The following is a 19,748-nucleotide window of genomic DNA, read 5'->3' on the forward strand; positions in this document are numbered from 1 at the left end:
GCCCGGTTGAGTATTTACATTGCGTGACAGCTTACGGACGCGATAATTTTATTCCCACCCATATTACCCATAATCAGTTCGAGTAATTTTCGGTATTCTTCACGGGTCATCACCTCAGCCCGAATTTCGGTTTTTCCCTCAGCCTGAGCCGTGGCGGAATAAATCGCTTTCAGACTTAACGTCAACTCTTTCGCCATATTAACGATGCTCTGCCGCACCGCATCTTCATGCTCGTCAGCACAGGTGATTTTCAGAACATAGCTTTTTTCGCCTTCATGGAGCACGGGCAGCTGATTAATCCGCTGCGCGGCTTCGCGAAGCAATATGTTGGCGCAGAGAATAATTAAGCTGGCCATAGCGGCATTCCAGAACTGGCCTAAACCACATAGCACGCCAATTCCGGCCGAGCACCACAGCGTGGCGGCGGTGTTCAGACCACGAATATTCATTCCTTCACGCATAATGACGCCTGCGCCAAGAAAGCCGATACCGGAGACGATCTGCGCTGCGATACGCCCCGGGCTATCAGGAGAGGTGGATACCGAGCTTAAGATGAACACTGCCGCGCCCGTGGCAACCAGTGCATTGGTACGAAGTCCGGCCATACGCTGGCGCCACTGTCTTTCCGCGCCAATAATTGCGCCCAGCAGCATCGCTGCGAGCAGATGAGAGATATAAGGGAACATCAGCCTGTCGCCTGTAAACGTTAATAAATAATAAGCGTCAGTGCTTTGCTAAGCACATCATAACGCCGTTTAAATGCAAAGCGTCTCAGGACAACGGTGGCGGAAAGAGTGAATGTGTAAACATGAACATGCGATGCCCCACAAATTGAGTGGTTTTACTATTTCGGGATACAATCGCTTAAAGAGGATTGCTGCCCACCCTTTCAGGTAAGCAGCGAGAAAATTGCGCTAGCTTACCTTCGTATCGACGATAAAATGACTTTCCAACGAAGGTCTCCTGTGAAAATTTATTGCCAGTATAGTCAGGCGAAATAATGAGTAAAGCGAAAAAACAGCCTCCGTTATGAATTGTTTAAGTTCGAAAGGCATATTTTTAAGACGTCATCTGATTTTCAAAAATACCCGGTATACTACATTTCCTTTTTTTCAGGCGATAACAGACAAAGGCAGGAAGTATGTCTCTTCGTTCGCTGCGGGCATTGTGCCTGACAAGTTTTTTCATCGCGGATGTCCGCGATGGCCTGGGGCCTTTTCTCGGTATTTTCCTGACCGAACGCCACTGGACCCCTGATGATATCGGCATCCTGATGACGGCCGGTGGGCTGGCGGGATTACTGGCCACGCTGCCGGCGGGATTCATCACCGACACCTCACGCAGCAAGCGGACCGTGCTAGCGCTGGTGTGCCTGCTCATCACCCTTAGCACGCTCCTGCTCTGGTTTAGCCAGCAGAGCGGCGTTGTCGCCGTGTCGCAAATCGTCACCGGTATCTGTGCGGCGTTTGTCGGCCCGCTGATCGCCGGGATTACGCTGGGTCTGACCGGCCAGAGCGGGTTCAGCGCGCAGATGGGTAGAAACGAAGCGTTCAATCACGGCGGCAACTTTGTTACCGCACTGATTGCAGGCGGCATTGCCTGGTACTGGGGCGTCGGCGGGATTTTCCTGCTGATGACCTGTACCACGCTGTTAACGCTCTGCGCGCTGCTTGCCATTCGCAACCGGGATATCGATAACGACGCGGCGAGGGGGCTCTCTTCTTCAGCGAGCCTGCCGGTCCCCGGTTTTGCAGTGCTGATGAAAAACCGGGCGCTGTTTGTGACAGGCCTGACGCTGCTGCTGTTTCATCTGGCGAACGCCGCGCTGCTGCCGATGCTGAGCATGAGGGTGGCCGCGGCACCCGCATCGATCAACCCCGGTTTGTACGCGGCGGGCACCGTTATCATCTCTCAGGCCGTGATGATCCCCGTCGCCATCTGGGTCGCCCACCGAATAGACCGCTACGGCTACTGGCGCTTGATTATGCTGGCGCTGCTGGTGATGCCGGTGCGCGCCGCGCTGGCGGCGTCTACGGACGCGCCGCTCATGATGATCCCGGTACAAATTCTCGACGGGCTGGCCGCAGGGATCCTGGGCGTCGTGGTACCGTCGTTTATCGTTGTGCTGCTGCGCGGTAGCGGGCACGTCAATGCCGGGCAGAGTGTGGTGATGCTGATGCAGGGGATAGGGGCATCCATGAGCCCGGCGTTAACCGGCACGATTGCCGGTCATTACTCATTTGCCACGGCATTCAGTGTCCTGAGCGCGATTGCGCTGGTGGCCGTCCTGCTCTGGTGGCGCGTTGCGCACCGGAGCTGGGAAACGGACAGTACGCCGGGTGGGCCATAGCCGCCACCCGGCGTCACGCTTATGCCAGTTCGTTAGGGCACGCTTCGCCCTTTTCCAGCTGCTGCAGGTTCCCCAGCGTGGTTTCTGAAATGCTGATCAGCGCTTCGGCAGTCAGAAACGCCTGGTGGCCGGTAAACAGCACGTTATGGCAGGCAGAGAGGCGACGGAATACGTCGTCCTGGATCACATCATTCGACTTGTCTTCAAAGAACAGATCGCGTTCGTTCTCATACACGTCCATCCCCAGCGCGCCAATTTTCTGGGTCTTCAGCGCTTCGATAGCGGCCTGCGAATCAACCAGCCCGCCGCGGCTGGTGTTGATGATCATCACGCCATCCTTCATCTGGTCAAATGCTGCCTGGTTAAGAAGGTGGTAGTTCTCCGGCGTCAGCGGGCAGTGCAGGGAGATCACGTCAGACTGGGAGAACAGCGTCGGCAGGTCGACATATTCCACGCCCAGATCCAGCGCTGCGGCGCTTGGGTACGGATCGAACGCCAGCAGACGCATGCCAAAGCCTTTCAGAATGCGCAGGGCAGCCACGCCAATTTTACCGGTGCCGATCACGCCGGCGGTTTTGCCGTACATGGTAAAGCCGGTCAGTCCTTCCAGCGAGAAGTTAGCGTCACGGGTACGCTGATAAGCGCGGTGAATACGACGGTTAAGCGACATCATCATGCCAATCGCATGTTCAGCCACCGCTTCCGGGGAGTACGCCGGAACGCGCACCACCTTCAGACCCAGCTCTTTCGCCGCATCGAGATCCACGTTGTTAAAGCCCGCACAGCGCAGGGCGATGTACTTCACCCCTTGTCTTTTCAACTCTTCCAGCACCGGGCTACTGCCGTCATCGTTTACGAAAATGCAGACGGCTTCACAGCCGTGCGCCGTTTTGGCGGTTTTTTCGGACAGCAGAAAGTCGAAAAATTCAAGCTCAAACCCGTAAGCCTCGTTAACATGTTGCAGATACTTTTTGTCGTACTGCTTTGTGCTATATACCGCGAGTTTCATAAGACTTTCTCCAGTGATTTTGCATTCACGTTAGCATGATTAAAATTATCTTACAATTTCTAAAATATTATTGAATTCAATAAGTTCTATCAATTATTCTAGAGCATATGTCCACCCTAACTCCATGATATTCATATCCAACGCTTTCTTAAGGGGGTTACACCAGAGACATGTCTGTTAGTTTTAACATTGGGGAGACTCAGTGGTTTACCAATGCCTGAAAACGTGACCAGCGTAATCATTGATATTGCGTAGCTCTTTGAATGTATTAACATCAAAGGTAGTATTATCGTTATTGTTTAAAAATGACAGGGAGACCGAATGTACAACCATAATCGGGAAAAAAGTCATTTCGAGGAGAAAGTTTCTGAGATTGAAAATCTTGCGCAGCGAATTGCCACAAAGCATTTGCTTTATGGTTCCTCTGGCATGTTTTTTGAAACTCAACAACTTGTTGCTCGTTTGAGAAGGGAGATCGAATCGCATTGCTTGACCTGGTCAGGCGGGATTCAAGTTCTTGATGAACAGATACACCATCTTAAGGAACAAGATGACTTACTTACCTTCAATAAGGCTAAATTATTCATCGTTGTTGAAAAAAATCGGACAACAACGACGACTTTAGCGCTTAAACAGATCGGTTTCGTTGCCGGTGGGGCGCAAGTGTATGGCGGCGCTAGTTTATGCGTCGGTTCGCTGGGTCTTGCCTGTGCTGCGTATGGTGCACCTATGATCACTCATGGGCTAAACAACATGTATGAAAATGGATACTATCTTCTCTATCGTGAAGATCGGTCTGGCACGCTAAGAGATGCTTATCGTTACGCAGCAGCGATGCTCGGCTATGGGGATAATGAAGCTGATATTGTATATGGTGTGGTTGATATCTCTTTATCAGCCTATGGCGCGGGCAGGAGAGTACTGGCTCCCAGAGAAAAATCCTGGAGTCTGTTCCGCAACATCGAATCTGATTATATCAGAGGATGGCAAGAGGCTTCTAAAACAGCGATGGCTCTGGATTTAACCAGTGGAAGCGTCACAGGTTGGCAGATGTACCAGATAGCTAAAGAGAATTAATTATGTCAGAACAGTTCGAGTTGTCATTAACCCCACCGATTCTACCTGCCGTGTGCTATTTTATTGTATCTATTGTTATTTTTTGCCTGTTGTACCTCGGAAAACTCAAGGTTAACAGGCTTCGTAAATATCCTCTGTTCATAGCCTATACGCTGTTTGTGATAGCCATTGCAGCCATCCAAATTAACGTTTTTGCCAACGGCTATGAGTTTGTTCGCGGTTTTTTACATATCGATTTTGATCCCTGGCGGTACGATTCGGTGTACTGGGGGTCATTGATATTCGCTATGCTTTACCTGCTGGCAATGCCCAGGAACAGGTATTAGTTTCGCAGTGTTTTCCCTTTTTTACGCCTGAAATGATGCGTAACCCACTGAATATAAAATGTGTTCTTTAGGTTACGCATAGCAAAAAAGTTACCTCATACTATTTCCAGCATCTATCCTTAATCCTGGCGTTAACTTCAACTCAACCGCTAAACATGCGACAATGTTCGCACTGCCGGCTTAATTCTTTCGCTAAATCAGGATATTAACTGCCCATGAAGGGTAAATACAAAGCCGCTCTTGCGCTTTTACTGCTGTTCATACTGTTGCCGCTGACGCTGCTGATGACGCTCGCCCAGTGGGTCCCGACGCTCGCCGGGATCTGGCTGCCCGTGGGGACGCGCATCGCGTTCGAAGAGAGCCCGAAACTAACCCGCCACGCGCTGGTGATCCCCAATCTTCGCTATCTGGTTGAAGACTGCGAAATTGCCCGCATCGATAACGTGACGCTGTCACATCCGAGCCGCTGGAAGCTGGATATCGGCGCGCTGGATTTAAATTCCGTCTGTCTGAGCAAAATTCCTCCGTCAGCGCCTTCAACGGTCGCCCCGAAAACGCTCGCGCAATGGCAGGCAGTATTACCCAATACCTGGCTCACGATTCACCGTCTGACGCTCTCTCCCTGGCAGCAGTGGCAGGGCGAGCTGCGTGCGTCGCTGACCCCGTCCAGTCAGGAGATCGCCTATAAAGGCGAGCAGGTCAGCATTAAAGGCACGCTTCGCGGTCAGACGCTCTCGGTCAGCCAGTTCGATGTACAGCTCCCGGACCAGCCGCAGCCGATTAAGCTGGTGGGCGAATTTACCCTGCCGCTGGTACCGGATGGCGTACCGGTGAAAGGCCACGCGGTCGCGACCTTTAACGTGCCACAGTTGACGTCTCTGGTCGATGCCGATCTGGACTGGGAAGACAATCAGGGACAGCTGGTGGTGATGGCGCGGGACAATCCCGATCCGCTGCTCGACCTGCCGTGGCAGATCACGGCGGAACAGCTGAACATCAGCGACGGGCGCTGGAACTGGGATCTCTCGGGTATGCCGCTGAGCGGGCGGGTGTCCCTTCGCGCCGACAACTGGCAGCAGGGGCTGGAGAAAACCACCCTGACCGGACGGCTGAATGTGCTTACCCACGGTGATGCGGGGAAAGGGAACGCGGTACTGAATATCGGGCCAGGCAGGCTCAGCATGGAAAACAGCGACATGCCTCTGCACCTGAGCGGCGAGGCAAAGCAAAACGATCTCATTCTTTACGCTAAATTGCCCGCAACGCTGACCGGCAGCCTGTATGAACCGAAGCTGGCCTTTGAGCCGGGCGCGCTGCTCCGCTCGCGCGGGCGCATCATTGATTCACTCGATATCGATGAAATCCGCTGGCCGCTGGCGGGCGTGAAGCTCACCCAGAAGGGCGTGGACGGCCGTCTGCAGGCTATTCTGCGCGCCCATGAAAACGAGATGGGCGATTTTGAACTCCACCTGGACGGTCAGGCCAGCGACTTCTTACCCGATAACGGCCTGTGGCAGTGGCGCTACTGGGGGAAAGGCGGTTTTACGCCGATGCATGCCCGCTGGGATGTCGCCGGGAAAGGCGAGTGGCGCGACAATCTTATTGAGCTGACGGCGCTCTCCACCGGTTTTGACAAGCTCCAGTACGGCACGATGGAGGTCAGCAAGCCTCGCCTGGTGCTGGATCAACCGGTGCGCTGGTTGCGTGACCCCGAAAAACCGACCTTCAGCGGCGCGCTGTCGCTTAACGCCGGGCAAACCCGTTTCTCCGGCGGCAGCGTGTTGCCGCCATCGGTCCTGACCTTTAGCGTCGACGGCAGCGACCCGACTATTTTTCAGTTTAAGGGTGACCTCCACGCGGACAAAATCGGTCCGGTACAGGTAAACGGGCGCTGGGATGGCGTACGCCTGCGCGGGCAGGCCTGGTGGCCGAAACAGTCTCTCACCGTATTCCAGCCGCTGCTCCCGCCTGACTGGAAAATGACGCTGCGCGACGGGGAACTGTATGCGCAGGTCGCCTTCTCGGCGGCGGCCGATCAGGGTTTTGAAGCGGGCGGGCACGGCGTGCTGAAATCCGGCAGCGCCTGGATGCCGGATAACCAGATTAACGGCGTCGATTTTGTGCTGCCGTTCCGCTTCAGCGACGGAACCTGGTCTCTGGGCACGCGCGGACCGGTGACGCTGCGCATTGGCGAAGTGGTAAACCTGGTGACCGCGCGCAACATTACTGCCGATCTACAGGGGGACTATCCCTGGACGGAGGACAATCCGCTGCTGCTCACCAACGTGAAGGTAGAAACCCTCGGCGGGAAGATCACCATGCAGCAGCTGCGGATGCCGCAGCACGATCCGGCCCTGCTGCGGGTGGACAATATCTCTTCGAGCGAGCTGATTAGCGCCGTTAATCCGAAACAGTTTGCCATGTCGGGGCCAGTCAGCGGGGCGCTGCCGTTCTGGCTGGACAATGAAAAATGGATCATTGAAGATGGCTGGCTCACCAACCCGGGCCCAATGACGCTGCGCATCGACAAAGATACGGCCGACGCCATCGTCAAAGATAATATGGTCGCGGGTGCCGCGATTAACTGGCTCCGCTATATGGAAATTTCGCGTTCGTGGACGAGAATCAATTTAGATAATCTGGGTGAATTAACCATGCAGGCGACCATCAAGGGGAACAGCCAGGTGGATGGCAAAAGCAGCTCCGTCAACCTGAACTATACCCATGACGAGAATGTCTTTACCCTCTGGCGTAGCCTGCGCTTTGGGGACAACCTGCAAACCTGGTTTGAGCAACATGCGGCGATACCTGCTCCCCGCAGTTTGACCGGCAAGGAAAGTGAGGAACAACAATGAAAAAGATGGCTGGTGTGCTCACCGTTGCCGTTGCCGCGCTACTGACCGGCTGTACGCCGCGTATTGAAGTCGCTGCGCCAAAGGAGCCGATTACCATCAATATGAATGTCAAAATCGAACATGAGATCCACATTAAGGTCGATAAAGACGTCGAAACCCTGCTTAAATCGCGCAGCGATCTGTTCTGAGGACGCCATGAAACGAGTAGCACTGATTTTACTGGCGCTGGGGATGAACGTGCAGGCGGCTGCGCTCACCCTGAACGATGCCCGGGCGCAGGGGCGCGTGGGGGAAACCCTCAGCGGTTATCTTGCCCCGATTCAGCAGGACGCCGAAACGCTGGCGCTGGTCAATCGCATCAACGCGGCGCGCACGGAAAGCTACCAGAAGCTGGCTGATAGCAATAATTTGCCGGTTGATGAAGTGGCCAAAATGGCAGGGCAAAAACTGGTTGCCCGCGCGCAGCCGGGCGAGTATGTGAAGGGCATTAACGGAAAATGGCTCAGAAAGTAGCTAGCGGTAGCGCCTGCGGTATTCACCCGGCGAGACGCCAAAACGCTGCTTAAACGCCGTTGAAAAATGGCTATGGTCGGTAAAGCCCCAGCTGTAGCCAATGCCCGCCAGCTTTTCATCATCGCCAGCAGTGCGCAGTACCTGCGCGCAGAGATCCAGACGACGGTTTTTAATGTACTGCGCGACCACCAGCCCCTTTTCGGCAAACATGCGGTAGAGGCTGCGCACGGACATACCGCTCTCGGCGGCAATCCATTCAGGACGCAGCGATTCAGACTGAATATGGTCGTCAATCAGCGCCACCACATGCTGGAACTGGCGCTCCTTGCGCGGCTGAATGATTTCACGCTGCTGGAAAGCGGGGCGCAGCAGGCAGATCATCGCTTCGAGCGCGGCTTCGCTTTCACGATCGCTCAGGTCGGCATTGCTCATACTCTCCATCAACAGGCGATGGCTCAGCTGCACCGTGGGTAAGGTGCGGGAAAGGGCGGTCGCGCAGCTTATCTCCTGGAAACGACACTGCTGCTCAATAATCTGACGCGGAACCAGGAGCGAAATCTGGCGGGATTTTTCCTGCCAGTTGATTGAACAGGGACGCGACGCGTCAATCAGCGTGATATCGCCGGTTCTGAGCAGCGCGCGACGGTCATCCTGCTCAATTTCTGCACTCCCTTCGAGCTGGAACACGGTATAGAACCAGGCATCGTTACTCTGTTTGATCTCCTGACGGGAGCGGAACAGGTTAACGCCACCCGCGGTCACGGTGCTGAGCTTCAGACTGCGCGCATAGCTGGTCTCCAGCTCGCCGTAGAATTTACCCCCGGTGGGCTGCGCGTTAAAACGCCCGCAAACCTGGTTAATTTGCGCCAGCCAATGCTGATACTGTTCCTGCTCGCTTGCACACGCCATCGTTTCTCTCACTGCACCGTCAACGTTTTCGCATTGTTGCATTTGTGTTGCATTTTGTCAGAGCTATGAGGCTGACTATAGGAAAGAACACTCACCGGTTACAGCGATATAAGCGGCAATTATCGCGATTTGCGGAGCCTGTCACAGGTGGCAAAGCGAATGTCACAGAGACAAAAGCGAGAATGCAAAACCCCTCTTAGACTGGATGAACACCCTGCGAAGAATAACGAAGGAGTATCCTATGTCTGAATCACAGGTGGCTATTCAGCCTGCCGTGCAGCAGTTTTTAGACCGACAGCATGGCCTGTGGATTGAAGGGCGTCAGGCCGCGTCGGACAGTGAAAAGCGGCTGAATGTCTTCAACCCGGCTACGGGCGAGGTGATTGCCTCGACTGCCGATGCCAGCGTCGATGACGTTGATCGTGCCGTCATGTCCGGCTGGCGCGCCTTTGTGGCCCGCACCTGGGCCGGAAAACTCCCGGCGGAGCGCGAGCGGATCCTGCTCCATTTCGCCGATCTGGTGGAACAGCACAGCGAGGAGCTGGCCCAGCTTGAAACGCTGGAGCAGGGCAAATCCATCAACATTTCCCGTATGTTTGAAGTCGGCTGCACCCTGAACTGGATGCGCTATACCGCCGGGCTGACCACCAAAATTTCGGGTAAAACTCTCGATCTTTCTATCCCGCTGCCGCAGGGCGCCCGCTATCAGGCGTGGACGCGTAAAGAGCCGGTTGGCGTGGTGGCCGGGATTGTGCCCTGGAACTTCCCGCTGATGATCGGCATGTGGAAAGTGATGCCAGCGCTGGCAGCTGGCTGCTCTATCGTCATTAAGCCGTCTGAAACAACGCCGCTGACCATGCTGCGCGTGGCGGAACTGGCCAGTGAAGCGGGCATCCCGGATGGGGTGTTCAACGTGGTGACCGGGAGCGGCGCGGTGTGTGGCGCGGCGCTGACCTCGCATCCGCATATCGCGAAGGTGAGCTTCACCGGCTCAACGGCGACGGGTAAGCAAATTGCCCGCGCGGCGGCGGACACGCTAACCGGCGTGACCCTGGAGCTGGGCGGGAAAAACCCGGCAATTGTGCTCAAGGATGCGGACCCTGCGTGGGTGATCGAAGGCCTGATGACCGGCAGCTTCCTGAACCAGGGGCAGGTGTGCGCGGCGAGCTCGCGCATCTACATTGAGGCGCCGCTGTTTGACACGCTGGTCAGCGGGTTTGAACAGGCGGTGAAATCCCTGAGCGTCGGGCCAGGCATGTCGCCGGAAGCGTTTATTAACCCGCTGGTGTCGCGCGCGCATTGCGACAAGGTGCAGACCTTCCTCGATGAGGCGAAGTCGCGCCACGCGGAGCTGATCGTCGGTAACCGGGGGCCGGAAGGCAAAGGCTATTACGTTTCACCTACGCTGGTGGTGAACCCGGATGCCTCGCTGCGCCTGACCCGCGAAGAGGTGTTTGGCCCGGTGGTCAACCTTGTGCGCGTCGCCGACGGGGAAGAGGCGCTCCAGCTGGCAAACGACACCGAATATGGCCTGACGGCCAGCGTCTGGACGCAGAATATCAGCAAGGCGCTGGAGTATACCGACCAGCTGCAGGCGGGCACCGTCTGGGTGAACAGCCATACGCTAATCGACGCCAACCTGCCGTTCGGCGGCATGAAGCAGTCCGGTACCGGACGCGATTTTGGCCCGGACTGGCTGGACGGCTGGTGTGAAACCAAGTCGGTGTGCGTGCGGTATTAAAAAGCAAGCCGGGTAAGGCGTAGCCGCCACCCGGCTTTTTTTCTACAGCGACCACCGATCCCGACCTGCCTCTTTCGCCCGATACAGCGCCGCATCGGCGCGGGCGATGATCTCGGTGCCCGCTAACCCCTCGGCCATGCTCGCAATCCCCATGCTCACGGTGACATGGTCGCTGACCGTCGAGGCGCCGTGCGGTATGGCTTCCGTACGCAGGCCGTCCTGAATACGCAGGGCAACCTTTTCCGCGATGTTCTCCGGGCAATTAAACAGAATCACCAGAAACTCTTCGCCGCCGTAGCGTGACACCACATCGTCAGGCGTGCGCACGGACTGCTTCAGCACGCGCGCCACGCGCGTCAGACAGTCGTCGCCCGCCTGGTGCCCGTAGGTATCGTTGTAGCGCTTGAAGTAGTCGATATCCAGCATGATCACCGAGAAGGTTTTTTTCTGCTCAACCGCGTTCTCCAGCACCACCTCCATTTTCCGGCGATTGGCGGTTTTGGTTAACGGGTCCTGATGCGCCAGCGCGTCCAGCCGCGAAATCAGCAGCTGATTTTGCTGGTTACGTCGCCAGGCTTCGTCAAACCAGCTCAGCAGAATGAAACGCCCGCAGATCAGGATCAGCGTAAACACGCTCCAGATAACAACGAAGTGTAGGTTGAGGCCATCGTTTCGTATCCAGCTTGCTATCGGCAGGGTGATCCAGAGCGGGAGCACAAAGGCGAGCAGCCCTTCAGGGTAGAAATAGAGCGCCGTCAAACCGGCGAGTAACAGAATAACGCACAGCGGCCAGACGTGCGGGAGCAGCAGCTGGGTGATAAACCAGAAGCAGGAGACCGACCAGATGGCGCTACAGATAAACAACACCACGCTGATACCGGCGATACGCCGCCAGGCCATGAGGATCAGCGCGGCCGAGAGGATGATAATACCGAGCATGGAGGCATCAACCATTCTCGTCAGCTGGGGCGAGTGGGGATAAAGGGGATCGCTGGGCTTAAGCAGAACGTGTCGCAGCAGAATCATCACCGCAAAGCTGATATTGACGAAGGCCAGCCACGGCAGGTTCATCGCCAGCCCGTGCATGACCATGGCATGGCGCGTTGGCCAGGTCGCCCGTTCCAGCGACGGTTTTTTTCTTTTTTCCATAAAGCCCTTTCCCGTCCGGGGGATAAATCATGTCGATGAGATATCTGTAACTATAAGCAAGCCAGGACGATCCTCAAACGCTAGGGCAAAAAAAACCGGGCTATTGCCCGGCGGGTGGTTATTTTTCGTCTTTTTTCTTCCCGAGCGTTGGCGTCTCGTCGAAGAAGTTCCACGGCTTAAGCAGGGTATGCACCCATTCCGTTGGCATGATCGGCCACTCTTCCGCGCGCGCCACGTGGGTGGTGCCGGTGGTCATCCAGACTACGTCGTCCCGATCGTTGAGCGACTCGTTATCCTTGCTGTACTGCCCGAGGCCCGTGTCATGTACGGAGCGGTTAGGGAATTTACCTTCCGGGTAGAGCTCATCAGGGTGGTAGCGGGTCACCCACAGCTGTTTGTCCATAAAGCTCAGGCGATGGTAAATCCACTCGTCCGGGGCAAATTTCGCGCCGGTTGCCACCGGGTGCGTACCGCCCGCGTAAGGGATGATCTGGTACGAGACCGGGTTACCCATGCGGTTCTCTTTACTTGTGTTGCTCAGCAGGCGAATCGTGCCCGGGTCGAACTTCTGCGCCGCCTGCTGCTCGGTATCAATATCATACTGATTGATCTGCATGGTGCTGGTGCGAGGTCCACCGGCGGTATTCGGCTTCACTTCCGGATCCATAGCCACCAGCTTGTTGTTGATGCCGTCCACGTCCATATCAAGACGGAAGTTGTAGATGTGCTGGTGCGTGGTGCCCACGATGTTGTGGTCGATCAGCGTACCGTATTTTGTATCGTCTTTGGCGGTGGCATCGTGCATGGTTTTCGCCTGCACGCCTTTCACCGCTTCGATACCCGTCGCGCCGGCGTCAATGCCGATGGTGCCATTTTCATGGAACACCCAGTCGAAGATGTAATCGTAGTTGCCCACGGTACTCACCCAGCGCACCACCAGCTCGCGGCGCTCGGTGCTGACGTTAGGCTGGCCCATCTCCTGATGCTTATATTCCGGCCCCGCGTAGCGTTCGAAAATGGCGATCGCGCGCGGGATCTCCATCGGCGCGCCGGTGTAGTCCGGGATAGTTTCGTTGAGCATCACCGCGTTGGACGGCACGTCTTTCCCGCGCACCAGAGGGGAGGTCAGGGTGCCCATGCCGTAGTCGCCGGAATCAAGATAGGCCTTGAAATACCAGCCCACGTCCGGATCGCCGTAAGGAACGATCATGCCGCCGAGCGACCCCTGATACATAATCTGGCGCTTTTTACCGTTGTCGTTATACGTGACGGTTGAAATCATCGGACCGACGCGAGAGTCCAGGCTCAGGTGGAAATCCCAGTTCTGCCAGTGCACCATATCGCCGGTAATGGTGTAGTTCTTACCTTCCGGCTCGATGATGTCGAGCGGTTTTTTCGGCGTTTCTATACGATCGCGGCCATCGTAGGGGCGCGGCGTCATCGGAACCGGAACAACGGCGCCTTCCTCAATCTTCTGGATTTTCTTCTGCTCAAGATCGACCACGGCCACCAGGTTTTCAATCGGGTGCGCCCAGTAGTTGCCGTCGCCCACATCCAGATAGCTCACCACCTTCAGCAGGCGATCTTCCTGCTTCAGGCCGTCTTTACCGTCGAAATAGCCGACGGTCAGCGGCGTGGTAATCACTTTTTTCGGGTCGGTGATGCCGTGTTTTTTAAGCACCTCGGCAAATTCCGTACTCTCGTTAACGATCTGCTGTACCGCGGTGAAATCATCCAGCAGCACCATGCCGTGCGCGTCTTTCACCGGCTCCCAGCGCAGGATTTTTTTATCCTTCAGATCCACCAGGCTTTCGATAACGTGCTTTCCATCGAGCATCACAATCTTTGCCTGACGCGGGGCATCCACCGCCGTACCGTTAAGCACAAAGTCCCACACTTTGGCTTTCTCTGGCTCTGCAAGGGCAATCTGGGTAAAGCGGGTATTAGGCTTAAAGTCCGCCGAGGCTTTCACAATCTCAACGGCCTGCTTAATTTCGTCCGCCGTTAGCGCGTTTAGCGGGTGAGGGCGTTTTTCAACCTGGAAGGTCTGGTCAAGGCCGGACTGGAAAACATCGTTGATAAAGGTATCGGAAATAAAGGCTTTCTTGCCTTTCATCACCACCGGCACCTCGAGCCTGAGGGTTTTGCCGTTGACGATGGCGGTTTTGGCACCCGGTTTGACCTTCACGAAGGCACCGTCTTTCGCAATGGTGAACATCTGTGCGTAATCATCCCACTGAACGTCGGCGCCAAAGTCCTGCAGCGTTTTGTCCATCGGGACCATATGCGCCTCACTGCCGTGGGCGAAAACAGGGGATTGCCAGGCGCAACACAGCGCAACGGCCATAGCCAGCGCCGTTCTACGGGCAGAAAAAGAAGAATTGCTTCCCATCGTAGACCTCATCTTGTTGTGTTTATTGTGTTGTGACAGCCTTATCCTGACAGGCGCCTGAGAAAAGCGTTTGCCTGCATCTGCCAGATTATTTGCCAGTCTTGCCAGGTTAAAAAAAGAGCGGGGATACATCACATGCCGGGCCATTTCCTCTCCCCACAAATGATGTCAGCACAGGCGACCCCCTCTCCCTTGAGGGAGAGGGCTGGGGTGAGGGGGAACATACGGCTGTAGTGGTCATTCCGTTCACTTCATGTTCCTTGCTACTCTGTCACGACATGACCGGTGAACGTGCCAGGGTGGCTCAATCGCCACCACCCTGGCGACCCAGGCTCCCGGCGGTAAATCGCCGCTTCGCGGTGCCCTCAGCTTATTCCTTCAGGCTATCGGGTCGGGCATGAGCCTGCATCCCTGCAGGCCACGCCCTCTCGGCGCATCCCTGCGCCTCGCCCCGGCCTTACGGAAACGCTTCGGCGATTTACAGCCGGACCAGGTTGTCGCTGTAAGTCATTAATTTTCCTGAAGCAATTTATCGCTTCTGGTTAAAAAAATTACAGGGGTTCCTCCCCCTTTGGGGAGAGGGTCAGGGTGAGGGGCGTTAGCTGAAATCTCCCTGCTGGCGCGCCACCAGCGTCAGGATGGAGTAAAGCGCCACGGCCTGCTGGTGCTGGTTGAAGATCTCAACCGCCCATTCCACCACGCCGGTCGGTTTTTCCTCGGCGGTGCGCTGTTTCTTAAGCGTTTTGCGCTTGCAGGTCAGACGCACCTGAATGGTATCGCCCGGTTTGACCGGCTCGATAAAGCGCAGGTTTTCCATGCCGTAGTTGGCAATCACCGGCCCGACGCCCGCATCGACGAACAGTCCCGCCGCGGCGGAGATCAGGAAGTAGCCGTGCACCACGCGCTCGCCAAAGATCGACTCTGCCGCGCCGATCTTGTCCATATGGGCGTAGAAGTGATCGCCGCTCAGGCAGGCAAAGTTAACGATGTCCGCTTCCGTGAGGGTACGGCGCGGCGTCAGCAGGCTGTCGCCCGGCTGTAGCTCCTCAAAGTATTTGCGGAACGGATGCACGCGATCTTCCTGCACCGTTGCGCCACGCACCCACTGCTTGCCGATGGCGGCCAGCATGGTCGGACTGCCCTGAATCGCGGTGCGCTGCAGGTAGTGCTTCACCGCACGCAGGCCGCCCAGCTCTTCGCCGCCGCCCGCGCGACCCGGGCCGCCGTGCACCAGCTGAGGCAGCGGGGAACCGTGGCCGGTGGACTCTTTCGAGGCTTCCTCGTTGAGGATCTGAATACGCCCGTGGGCGCGCGCCGCACCGGTAATAAACTCGCGGGCAATGTCCAGGTCTGCGGTGACCAGCGTGCCCGCCAGGCTGCCGCCGCCCTCGCGGGCAAGCTGCATCGCGTGCTGTGCATTGCGATACGGCATCAGCGTCGCAACCGGGCCAAAAGCTTCGGTTGAGTGCACTGCCGGAGTTTCATCCGGCTGCGGGCAGAACAGCAGCGTCGGCGGGAAGAACGCGCCAGCGGCCTGCAAATCCGCTTTGCCACCCAGGCGGACCTGGCAGCCTGCGGCGATCAGTTGCTCCACTTTCTCCTGCACGTCCGCACGCTGTTCGGCGTTGACCAGCGCGCCCATCTTTACCCCTTCCTGCGCCGGGTCGCCCACCAACACCTTTTCCAGCCGGGCAATCAGCGCCTGGCTCACGGCGTCAATCTGGCTCTGCGGGACGATAATGCGGCGAATGGCCGTACATTTCTGCCCGGCTTTGGCGGTCATCTCGCGGACCACTTCCCGGATGAACAGGGCAAATTCCGGCTGCTCAGGGGTGACGTCTTCCCCCAGCACGCAGCAGTTCAGGGAGTCGGCTTCCATCGTGAACGGAATCGAATTCGCCACGATATTCGGGTGCACGCGCAGGCTTTGCCCGGTGCTGGCGGAGCCGGTAAAGGTGACCACGTCCTGGCTGTCGAGCTGGTCGAGCAGATCCCCCGCGCCGCCGCAGATCAGGCTTATAGCGCCGTCCGGCACCAGCCCGCTGTCGACGATGGATTTCACCATCGCCTGCGTCACCTGGGCGGTGGCGGTGGCGGGTTTGATGATGGCGGGCATGCCGGCAAGCCAGGTCGGGGCCAGCTTTTCCAGCATTCCCCAACAGGGGAAGTTAAAGGCGTTGATGTGCACCGCCACGCCGGACTTCGAGGTCAGGACGTGACGCGCGGCAAAGCCGCCTTCTTTTGACAGCGGAATTAACTCGTCTTCCGGCCACACGGTGTCATCCGGCAGCTCGCGGCTGCCCAGGCTGGCGTAAGTGAAAAGGGTGCCGATCCCGCCTTCAATGTCCACCCAGCTGTCCGCTTTAGTCGCCCCGGTCTGGGCGGACAGGGCATAAAACGTCTCTTTCTCGCTAAGCAGGTGCTTTGCCACCGCCTTCAGCATGGCTGCGCGTTCGATAAAGGTCATCGAGTGAAGCGCTTCGCCGCCGCGATCAATCGCATAGCGGCGGGCGGCCGCCATATCCAGCCCTTCGCTGGTCACGCTCCACAGCGCTTCGCCACTGATGGCGTGATGAATAGTGCGTTCGCGGCCCCGGCCAGACTGCCAGGAACCGGATAAGAAGCTGGCTAACTGCTGCATCGCTTATCTCCAAATGTTACGTAATTTACTCATTAATAGTTTAATCATGAATCATAAAAATCAAGCGGCGTTTTTAATGAATTGTTAATGATGTGATCTGACTGGATGAATTTCAGAATACGAAGGCCCGCTTATCAAGGCTTTAAGCAGAAGGCTTGCGAGCAACGTCACAGAATCAGGAAACAATTCTTGGGGTTATATTTAACCTTTGTGTAACTTTTAAAAAACAAAGTGATTCAACATTACGCTTTAATTTGCAAACTAACGAATCATAAAGGTGATGACGTGACGCAAGAACAACGGTTTGAGCAGCGCATAGCGCAGGAGACGGCGATTGAGCCTCAGGACTGGATGCCTGACGCCTACCGTAAGACGTTGATCCGTCAGATTGGCCAGCATGCGCACTCCGAAATTGTCGGCATGCTGCCGGAAGGGAACTGGATCGCTCGCGCCCCGACGCTGCGCCGAAAAGCGATCCTGCTGGCGAAGGTGCAGGACGAAGCCGGACACGGGCTTTACCTCTACAGCGCGGCGGAAACGCTGGGCTGCGCGCGGGAAGACATCTACCAGAAGATGCTCGACGGCAGGATGAAATACTCCTCCATCTTCAACTATCCGACCCTGAGCTGGGCCGATATCGGCGTGATCGGCTGGCTGGTGGACGGCGCGGCCATCGTCAACCAGGTGGCGCTGTGCCGCACTTCCTATGGTCCGTATGCCCGCGCGATGGTGAAAATCTGTAAAGAAGAGAGCTTCCACCAGCGTCAGGGCTTTGAGGCCTGCATGGTGCTGGCGCAGGGCAGCGAGGCCCAGCGCCAGATGCTCCAGGATGCCATCAACCGCTTCTGGTGGCCGGCGCTGATGATGTTCGGGCCGAACGACGACAATTCGCCGAACAGCGCCCGCAGCCTGGCGTGGAAAATCAAACGCTTCGGCAACGACGAGCTGCGCCAGCGTTTTGTCGACAACACGGTGCCGCAGGTGGGAATGCTGGGCATGACGGTGCCCGATCCCGAACTGCGTTTTGATGAAGAGAGCGGTCATTATCGCTTCGGCGAGATCGACTGGCAGGAGTTTGACGAGGTCATTAACGGGCGCGGCATCTGCAACCACGAACGCCTGGCCGCGAAACGTAAAGCCTGGGAAGAGGGCGCGTGGGTGCGGGAAGCCGCGCTTGCGCACGCGGAAAAACAACGCGCCCGTCAGGCCGCGTAAGAGGAAACAACCATGAGCAATGTCTACTGGCCGCTGTACGAAGTGTTCGTACGCAGCAAACAGGGGTTATCCCACCGTCACGTTGGCAGTCTGCATGCCGCCGACGATCGCATGGCGCTGGAAAATGCGCGTGATGCCTACACCCGCCGCAGCGAAGGCTGTTCTATCTGGGTGGTTAAGGCGAGCGAGATTGTCGCCTCCCAGCCGGAAGAGAGCGGCGAGTTCTTCGACCCGGCGGAAAGCAAAGTTTACCGCCATCCGACGTTCTACACCATCCCCGACGGCATCGAGCATATGTGAGGCAACGAATGAATTCAGTGACTGCCTATGCCCTGCGTCTGGGCGACAACGGTCTGGTGCTTTCCCAGCGTCTCGGCGCCTGGTGCGGCCACGCGCCGGAGCTGGAAATCGACCTCGCGCTCGCCAATATAGGTCTCGACCTGCTGGGGCAGGCGCGCAATTTCCTGACCTATGCCGCGGAGCTGGAAGGCCAGGGCGATGAAGACACGCTGGCGTTTGGCCGCGACGAACGCCAGTTCCGCAACGTTCTGCTGGTGGAGCAGCCGAACGGCAGCTTCGCCGACACCATTGCCCGCCAGTATCTGATGGATGCCTGGAACGTGGCGCTGTACGAACGCCTGACCCATAGCCGCGACGGCCAGCTTGCCGCCATCGCCGCCAAAGCGGTTAAAGAGGCGCGCTACCACCTGCGCTTCAGCCGCGGCTGGCTGGTGCGTCTGGGCGACGGGACCGAAACATCCGCGCAAAAAATGCAGCAGGCTATCGACAATCTGTGGCGTTTTACGGCCGAGCTGTTTGAAGCCGATGACGTCGAGCTGGCGCTGATTGAGCCCGGCGTGGCGGTTGACCCGCGCGTCCTGCGCCAGCCGTGGGAAAGCGAAGTCTTTGCCGGTCTGAATGAAGCCTGCCTGCAGGTGCCCGCCGAGGTGGCGTACCGCACCGGGGGCAAGAGGGGGCTGCATACCGAACATCTGGGCCCGATGCTGGCGGAAATGCAGTATCTCCAGCGCGCGTATCCCGGTCAGCAGTGGTAAAGGAGAACGCTATGCAACGCCTCGTCGACATCGCGCCCGCGCAAATCCCGCAGATCTGGGCGCTGTTAGGCCAGATCCCCGATCCGGAAGTGCCGGTGTTAACCATCACCGATTTAGGCATGGTGCGCAGCGTGAAGGCGCAGGGGGAAGGCTGGGTCATCGGCTTCACGCCCACCTACTCGGGCTGCCCGGCAACGGAACATCTGCTGGGGGCGATCCGTGAGGCGATGACTAAACGCGGCTTCACTCCCGTGCACATTGTGCTCCAGCTTGAACCTGCGTGGACCACAGACTGGATGACCGCCGACGCGCGCGAGCGCCTGCGGGCGTACGGCATCAGCCCACCTGTGGGGCATAGCTGTCACGCACACGTCCCAGCCGAGGTGAGCTGCCCGCGCTGCGCCAGCACAGACACCGCGCTTATCAGTGAATTTGGTTCGACGGCCTGCAAAGCGCTCTACCGCTGCAATTCCTGCCGTGAGCCCTTCGACTATTTCAAATGCATTTGAGGCTGCC

16 protein-coding genes are annotated in these 19,748 nt (G+C 57.2%); 10 read left to right on the forward strand and 6 right to left on the reverse strand.

Going from position 1 to position 19,748, the window contains the following annotated elements; translation table 11 throughout:
• Positions 1–14 precede the first annotated feature (14 nt).
• On the reverse strand, positions 15–686 hold the full coding sequence (locus PUP35_RS09830) for an MgtC family protein (protein WP_127730655.1): 672 nt from the start codon (positions 684–686) through the stop codon (positions 15–17).
• Between the two features lie 455 nt (positions 687–1,141).
• Between PUP35_RS09830 and PUP35_RS09835 the strand changes: the two genes are divergently transcribed.
• Complete coding sequence (locus PUP35_RS09835; RefSeq protein ID WP_274243044.1) at positions 1,142–2,350, forward strand: MFS transporter; 1,209 nt, start codon at positions 1,142–1,144, stop codon at positions 2,348–2,350.
• 19 nt (positions 2,351–2,369) lie between these two features.
• Here the strand turns inward: PUP35_RS09835 and PUP35_RS09840 are convergent, their stop codons facing one another.
• The gene (locus PUP35_RS09840) at positions 2,370–3,359 is read right to left on the reverse strand and encodes a 2-hydroxyacid dehydrogenase (protein WP_274243045.1); all 990 of its coding nucleotides are present in this window, start codon (positions 3,357–3,359) and stop codon (positions 2,370–2,372) included.
• A 321-nt stretch (positions 3,360–3,680) separates the two neighbouring features.
• Here PUP35_RS09840 and PUP35_RS09845 point away from each other — a divergent pair, with 321 nt between their 5' ends.
• The 4 genes from PUP35_RS09845 (at position 3,681) to PUP35_RS09860 (ending at position 8,130) form a co-directional block, all read left to right on the forward strand.
• A complete protein-coding gene (locus tag PUP35_RS09845; RefSeq protein WP_115874945.1) occupies positions 3,681–4,436 on the forward strand; it encodes a DUF4225 domain-containing protein in 756 nt (251 codons plus the stop codon).
• A gap of 541 nt (positions 4,437–4,977) precedes the next feature.
• Entirely contained in the window at positions 4,978–7,617 is a 2,640-nt protein-coding gene (locus PUP35_RS09850) for a YdbH family protein (protein WP_274243046.1), read from the forward strand.
• Positions 7,614–7,805 (forward strand): YnbE family lipoprotein, encoded by a 192-nt coding sequence (locus PUP35_RS09855; RefSeq protein WP_014169918.1) that lies wholly within the window; start codon positions 7,614–7,616, stop codon positions 7,803–7,805. The genes PUP35_RS09850 and PUP35_RS09855 overlap by 4 nt, the downstream gene beginning before the upstream one ends.
• Before the next feature lie 7 nt (positions 7,806–7,812).
• Complete coding sequence (locus PUP35_RS09860) at positions 7,813–8,130, forward strand: YdbL family protein (RefSeq protein WP_127730663.1); 318 nt, start codon at positions 7,813–7,815, stop codon at positions 8,128–8,130.
• Here the strand turns inward: PUP35_RS09860 and feaR are convergent, their stop codons facing one another.
• Positions 8,131–9,039: a transcriptional regulator FeaR gene (gene feaR, locus PUP35_RS09865; protein WP_274243248.1), complete on the reverse strand. Its 909-nt coding sequence runs from the start codon at positions 9,037–9,039 to the stop codon at positions 8,131–8,133.
• 241 nt (positions 9,040–9,280) lie between these two features.
• On the opposite strand from feaR, the gene PUP35_RS09870 reads away from it, so the two are divergent.
• Positions 9,281–10,780 (forward strand): aldehyde dehydrogenase family protein, encoded by a 1,500-nt coding sequence (locus PUP35_RS09870; RefSeq protein WP_274243047.1) that lies wholly within the window; start codon positions 9,281–9,283, stop codon positions 10,778–10,780.
• A gap of 42 nt (positions 10,781–10,822) precedes the next feature.
• On the opposite strand, the gene PUP35_RS09875 is transcribed toward PUP35_RS09870, so the two are convergent.
• The 3 genes from PUP35_RS09875 to paaZ all read right to left on the reverse strand — a co-directional run bounded on the left by PUP35_RS09875 (position 10,823) and on the right by paaZ (position 16,962).
• On the reverse strand, positions 10,823–11,929 hold the full coding sequence (locus PUP35_RS09875) for a GGDEF domain-containing protein (RefSeq protein ID WP_115874951.1): 1,107 nt from the start codon (positions 11,927–11,929) through the stop codon (positions 10,823–10,825).
• 118 nt (positions 11,930–12,047) lie between these two features.
• Positions 12,048–14,321: a primary-amine oxidase gene (tynA, locus tag PUP35_RS09880; protein WP_271367797.1), complete on the reverse strand. Its 2,274-nt coding sequence runs from the start codon at positions 14,319–14,321 to the stop codon at positions 12,048–12,050.
• A 598-nt stretch (positions 14,322–14,919) separates the two neighbouring features.
• Positions 14,920–16,962 (reverse strand): phenylacetic acid degradation bifunctional protein PaaZ, encoded by a 2,043-nt coding sequence (gene paaZ / locus PUP35_RS09885; protein WP_274243048.1) that lies wholly within the window; start codon positions 16,960–16,962, stop codon positions 14,920–14,922.
• 285 nt (positions 16,963–17,247) lie between these two features.
• Here paaZ and paaA point away from each other — a divergent pair, with 285 nt between their 5' ends.
• The 4 genes from paaA to paaD are packed head-to-tail and all read left to right on the forward strand — an operon-like array spanning position 17,248 to position 19,741.
• A complete protein-coding gene (paaA, locus tag PUP35_RS09890; RefSeq protein ID WP_274243049.1) occupies positions 17,248–18,177 on the forward strand; it encodes a 1,2-phenylacetyl-CoA epoxidase subunit PaaA in 930 nt (309 codons plus the stop codon).
• Positions 18,178–18,189: 12 nt separating this feature from the next.
• The gene (gene paaB, locus PUP35_RS09895; protein ID WP_003857353.1) at positions 18,190–18,477 is read left to right on the forward strand and encodes a 1,2-phenylacetyl-CoA epoxidase subunit PaaB; all 288 of its coding nucleotides are present in this window, start codon (positions 18,190–18,192) and stop codon (positions 18,475–18,477) included.
• Between the two features lie 8 nt (positions 18,478–18,485).
• Complete coding sequence (paaC, locus tag PUP35_RS09900) at positions 18,486–19,232, forward strand: 1,2-phenylacetyl-CoA epoxidase subunit PaaC (protein WP_115874956.1); 747 nt, start codon at positions 18,486–18,488, stop codon at positions 19,230–19,232.
• An 11-nt stretch (positions 19,233–19,243) separates the two neighbouring features.
• A complete protein-coding gene (paaD, locus tag PUP35_RS09905; RefSeq protein WP_274243050.1) occupies positions 19,244–19,741 on the forward strand; it encodes a 1,2-phenylacetyl-CoA epoxidase subunit PaaD in 498 nt (165 codons plus the stop codon).
• Positions 19,742–19,748: the final 7 nt, after the last annotated feature.

Source organism: Enterobacter sp. S-33, assembly GCF_028735835.1.
In the GTDB taxonomy this organism is placed as follows: Bacteria; Pseudomonadota; Gammaproteobacteria; order Enterobacterales; family Enterobacteriaceae; genus Enterobacter; species Enterobacter vonholyi.

Bases quoted from the DNA above. Each gene is read 5' to 3' on its own strand.
- paaZ (WP_274243048.1), bottom strand. From the start codon at position 16,962: ATGCAGCAGTTAGCCAGCTTCTTATCCGGTTCCTGGCAGTCTGGCCGG.
- PUP35_RS09850 (WP_274243046.1), top strand. From the start codon at position 4,978: ATGAAGGGTAAATACAAAGCCGCTCTTGCGCTTTTACTGCTGTTCATA.
- PUP35_RS09830 (WP_127730655.1), bottom strand. From the start codon at position 686: ATGTTCCCTTATATCTCTCATCTGCTCGCAGCGATGCTGCTGGGCGCA.
- PUP35_RS09875 (WP_115874951.1), bottom strand. From the start codon at position 11,929: ATGGAAAAAAGAAAAAAACCGTCGCTGGAACGGGCGACCTGGCCAACG.
- paaC (WP_115874956.1), top strand. From the start codon at position 18,486: ATGAATTCAGTGACTGCCTATGCCCTGCGTCTGGGCGACAACGGTCTG.
- feaR (WP_274243248.1), bottom strand. From the start codon at position 9,039: ATGGCGTGTGCAAGCGAGCAGGAACAGTATCAGCATTGGCTGGCGCAA.
- PUP35_RS09840 (WP_274243045.1), bottom strand. From the start codon at position 3,359: ATGAAACTCGCGGTATATAGCACAAAGCAGTACGACAAAAAGTATCTG.
- PUP35_RS09835 (WP_274243044.1), top strand. From the start codon at position 1,142: ATGTCTCTTCGTTCGCTGCGGGCATTGTGCCTGACAAGTTTTTTCATC.
- tynA (WP_271367797.1), bottom strand. From the start codon at position 14,321: ATGGGAAGCAATTCTTCTTTTTCTGCCCGTAGAACGGCGCTGGCTATG.
- paaD (WP_274243050.1), top strand. From the start codon at position 19,244: ATGCAACGCCTCGTCGACATCGCGCCCGCGCAAATCCCGCAGATCTGG.
- paaB (WP_003857353.1), top strand. From the start codon at position 18,190: ATGAGCAATGTCTACTGGCCGCTGTACGAAGTGTTCGTACGCAGCAAA.
- PUP35_RS09845 (WP_115874945.1), top strand. From the start codon at position 3,681: ATGTACAACCATAATCGGGAAAAAAGTCATTTCGAGGAGAAAGTTTCT.
- PUP35_RS09860 (WP_127730663.1), top strand. From the start codon at position 7,813: ATGAAACGAGTAGCACTGATTTTACTGGCGCTGGGGATGAACGTGCAG.
- PUP35_RS09870 (WP_274243047.1), top strand. From the start codon at position 9,281: ATGTCTGAATCACAGGTGGCTATTCAGCCTGCCGTGCAGCAGTTTTTA.
- PUP35_RS09855 (WP_014169918.1), top strand. From the start codon at position 7,614: ATGAAAAAGATGGCTGGTGTGCTCACCGTTGCCGTTGCCGCGCTACTG.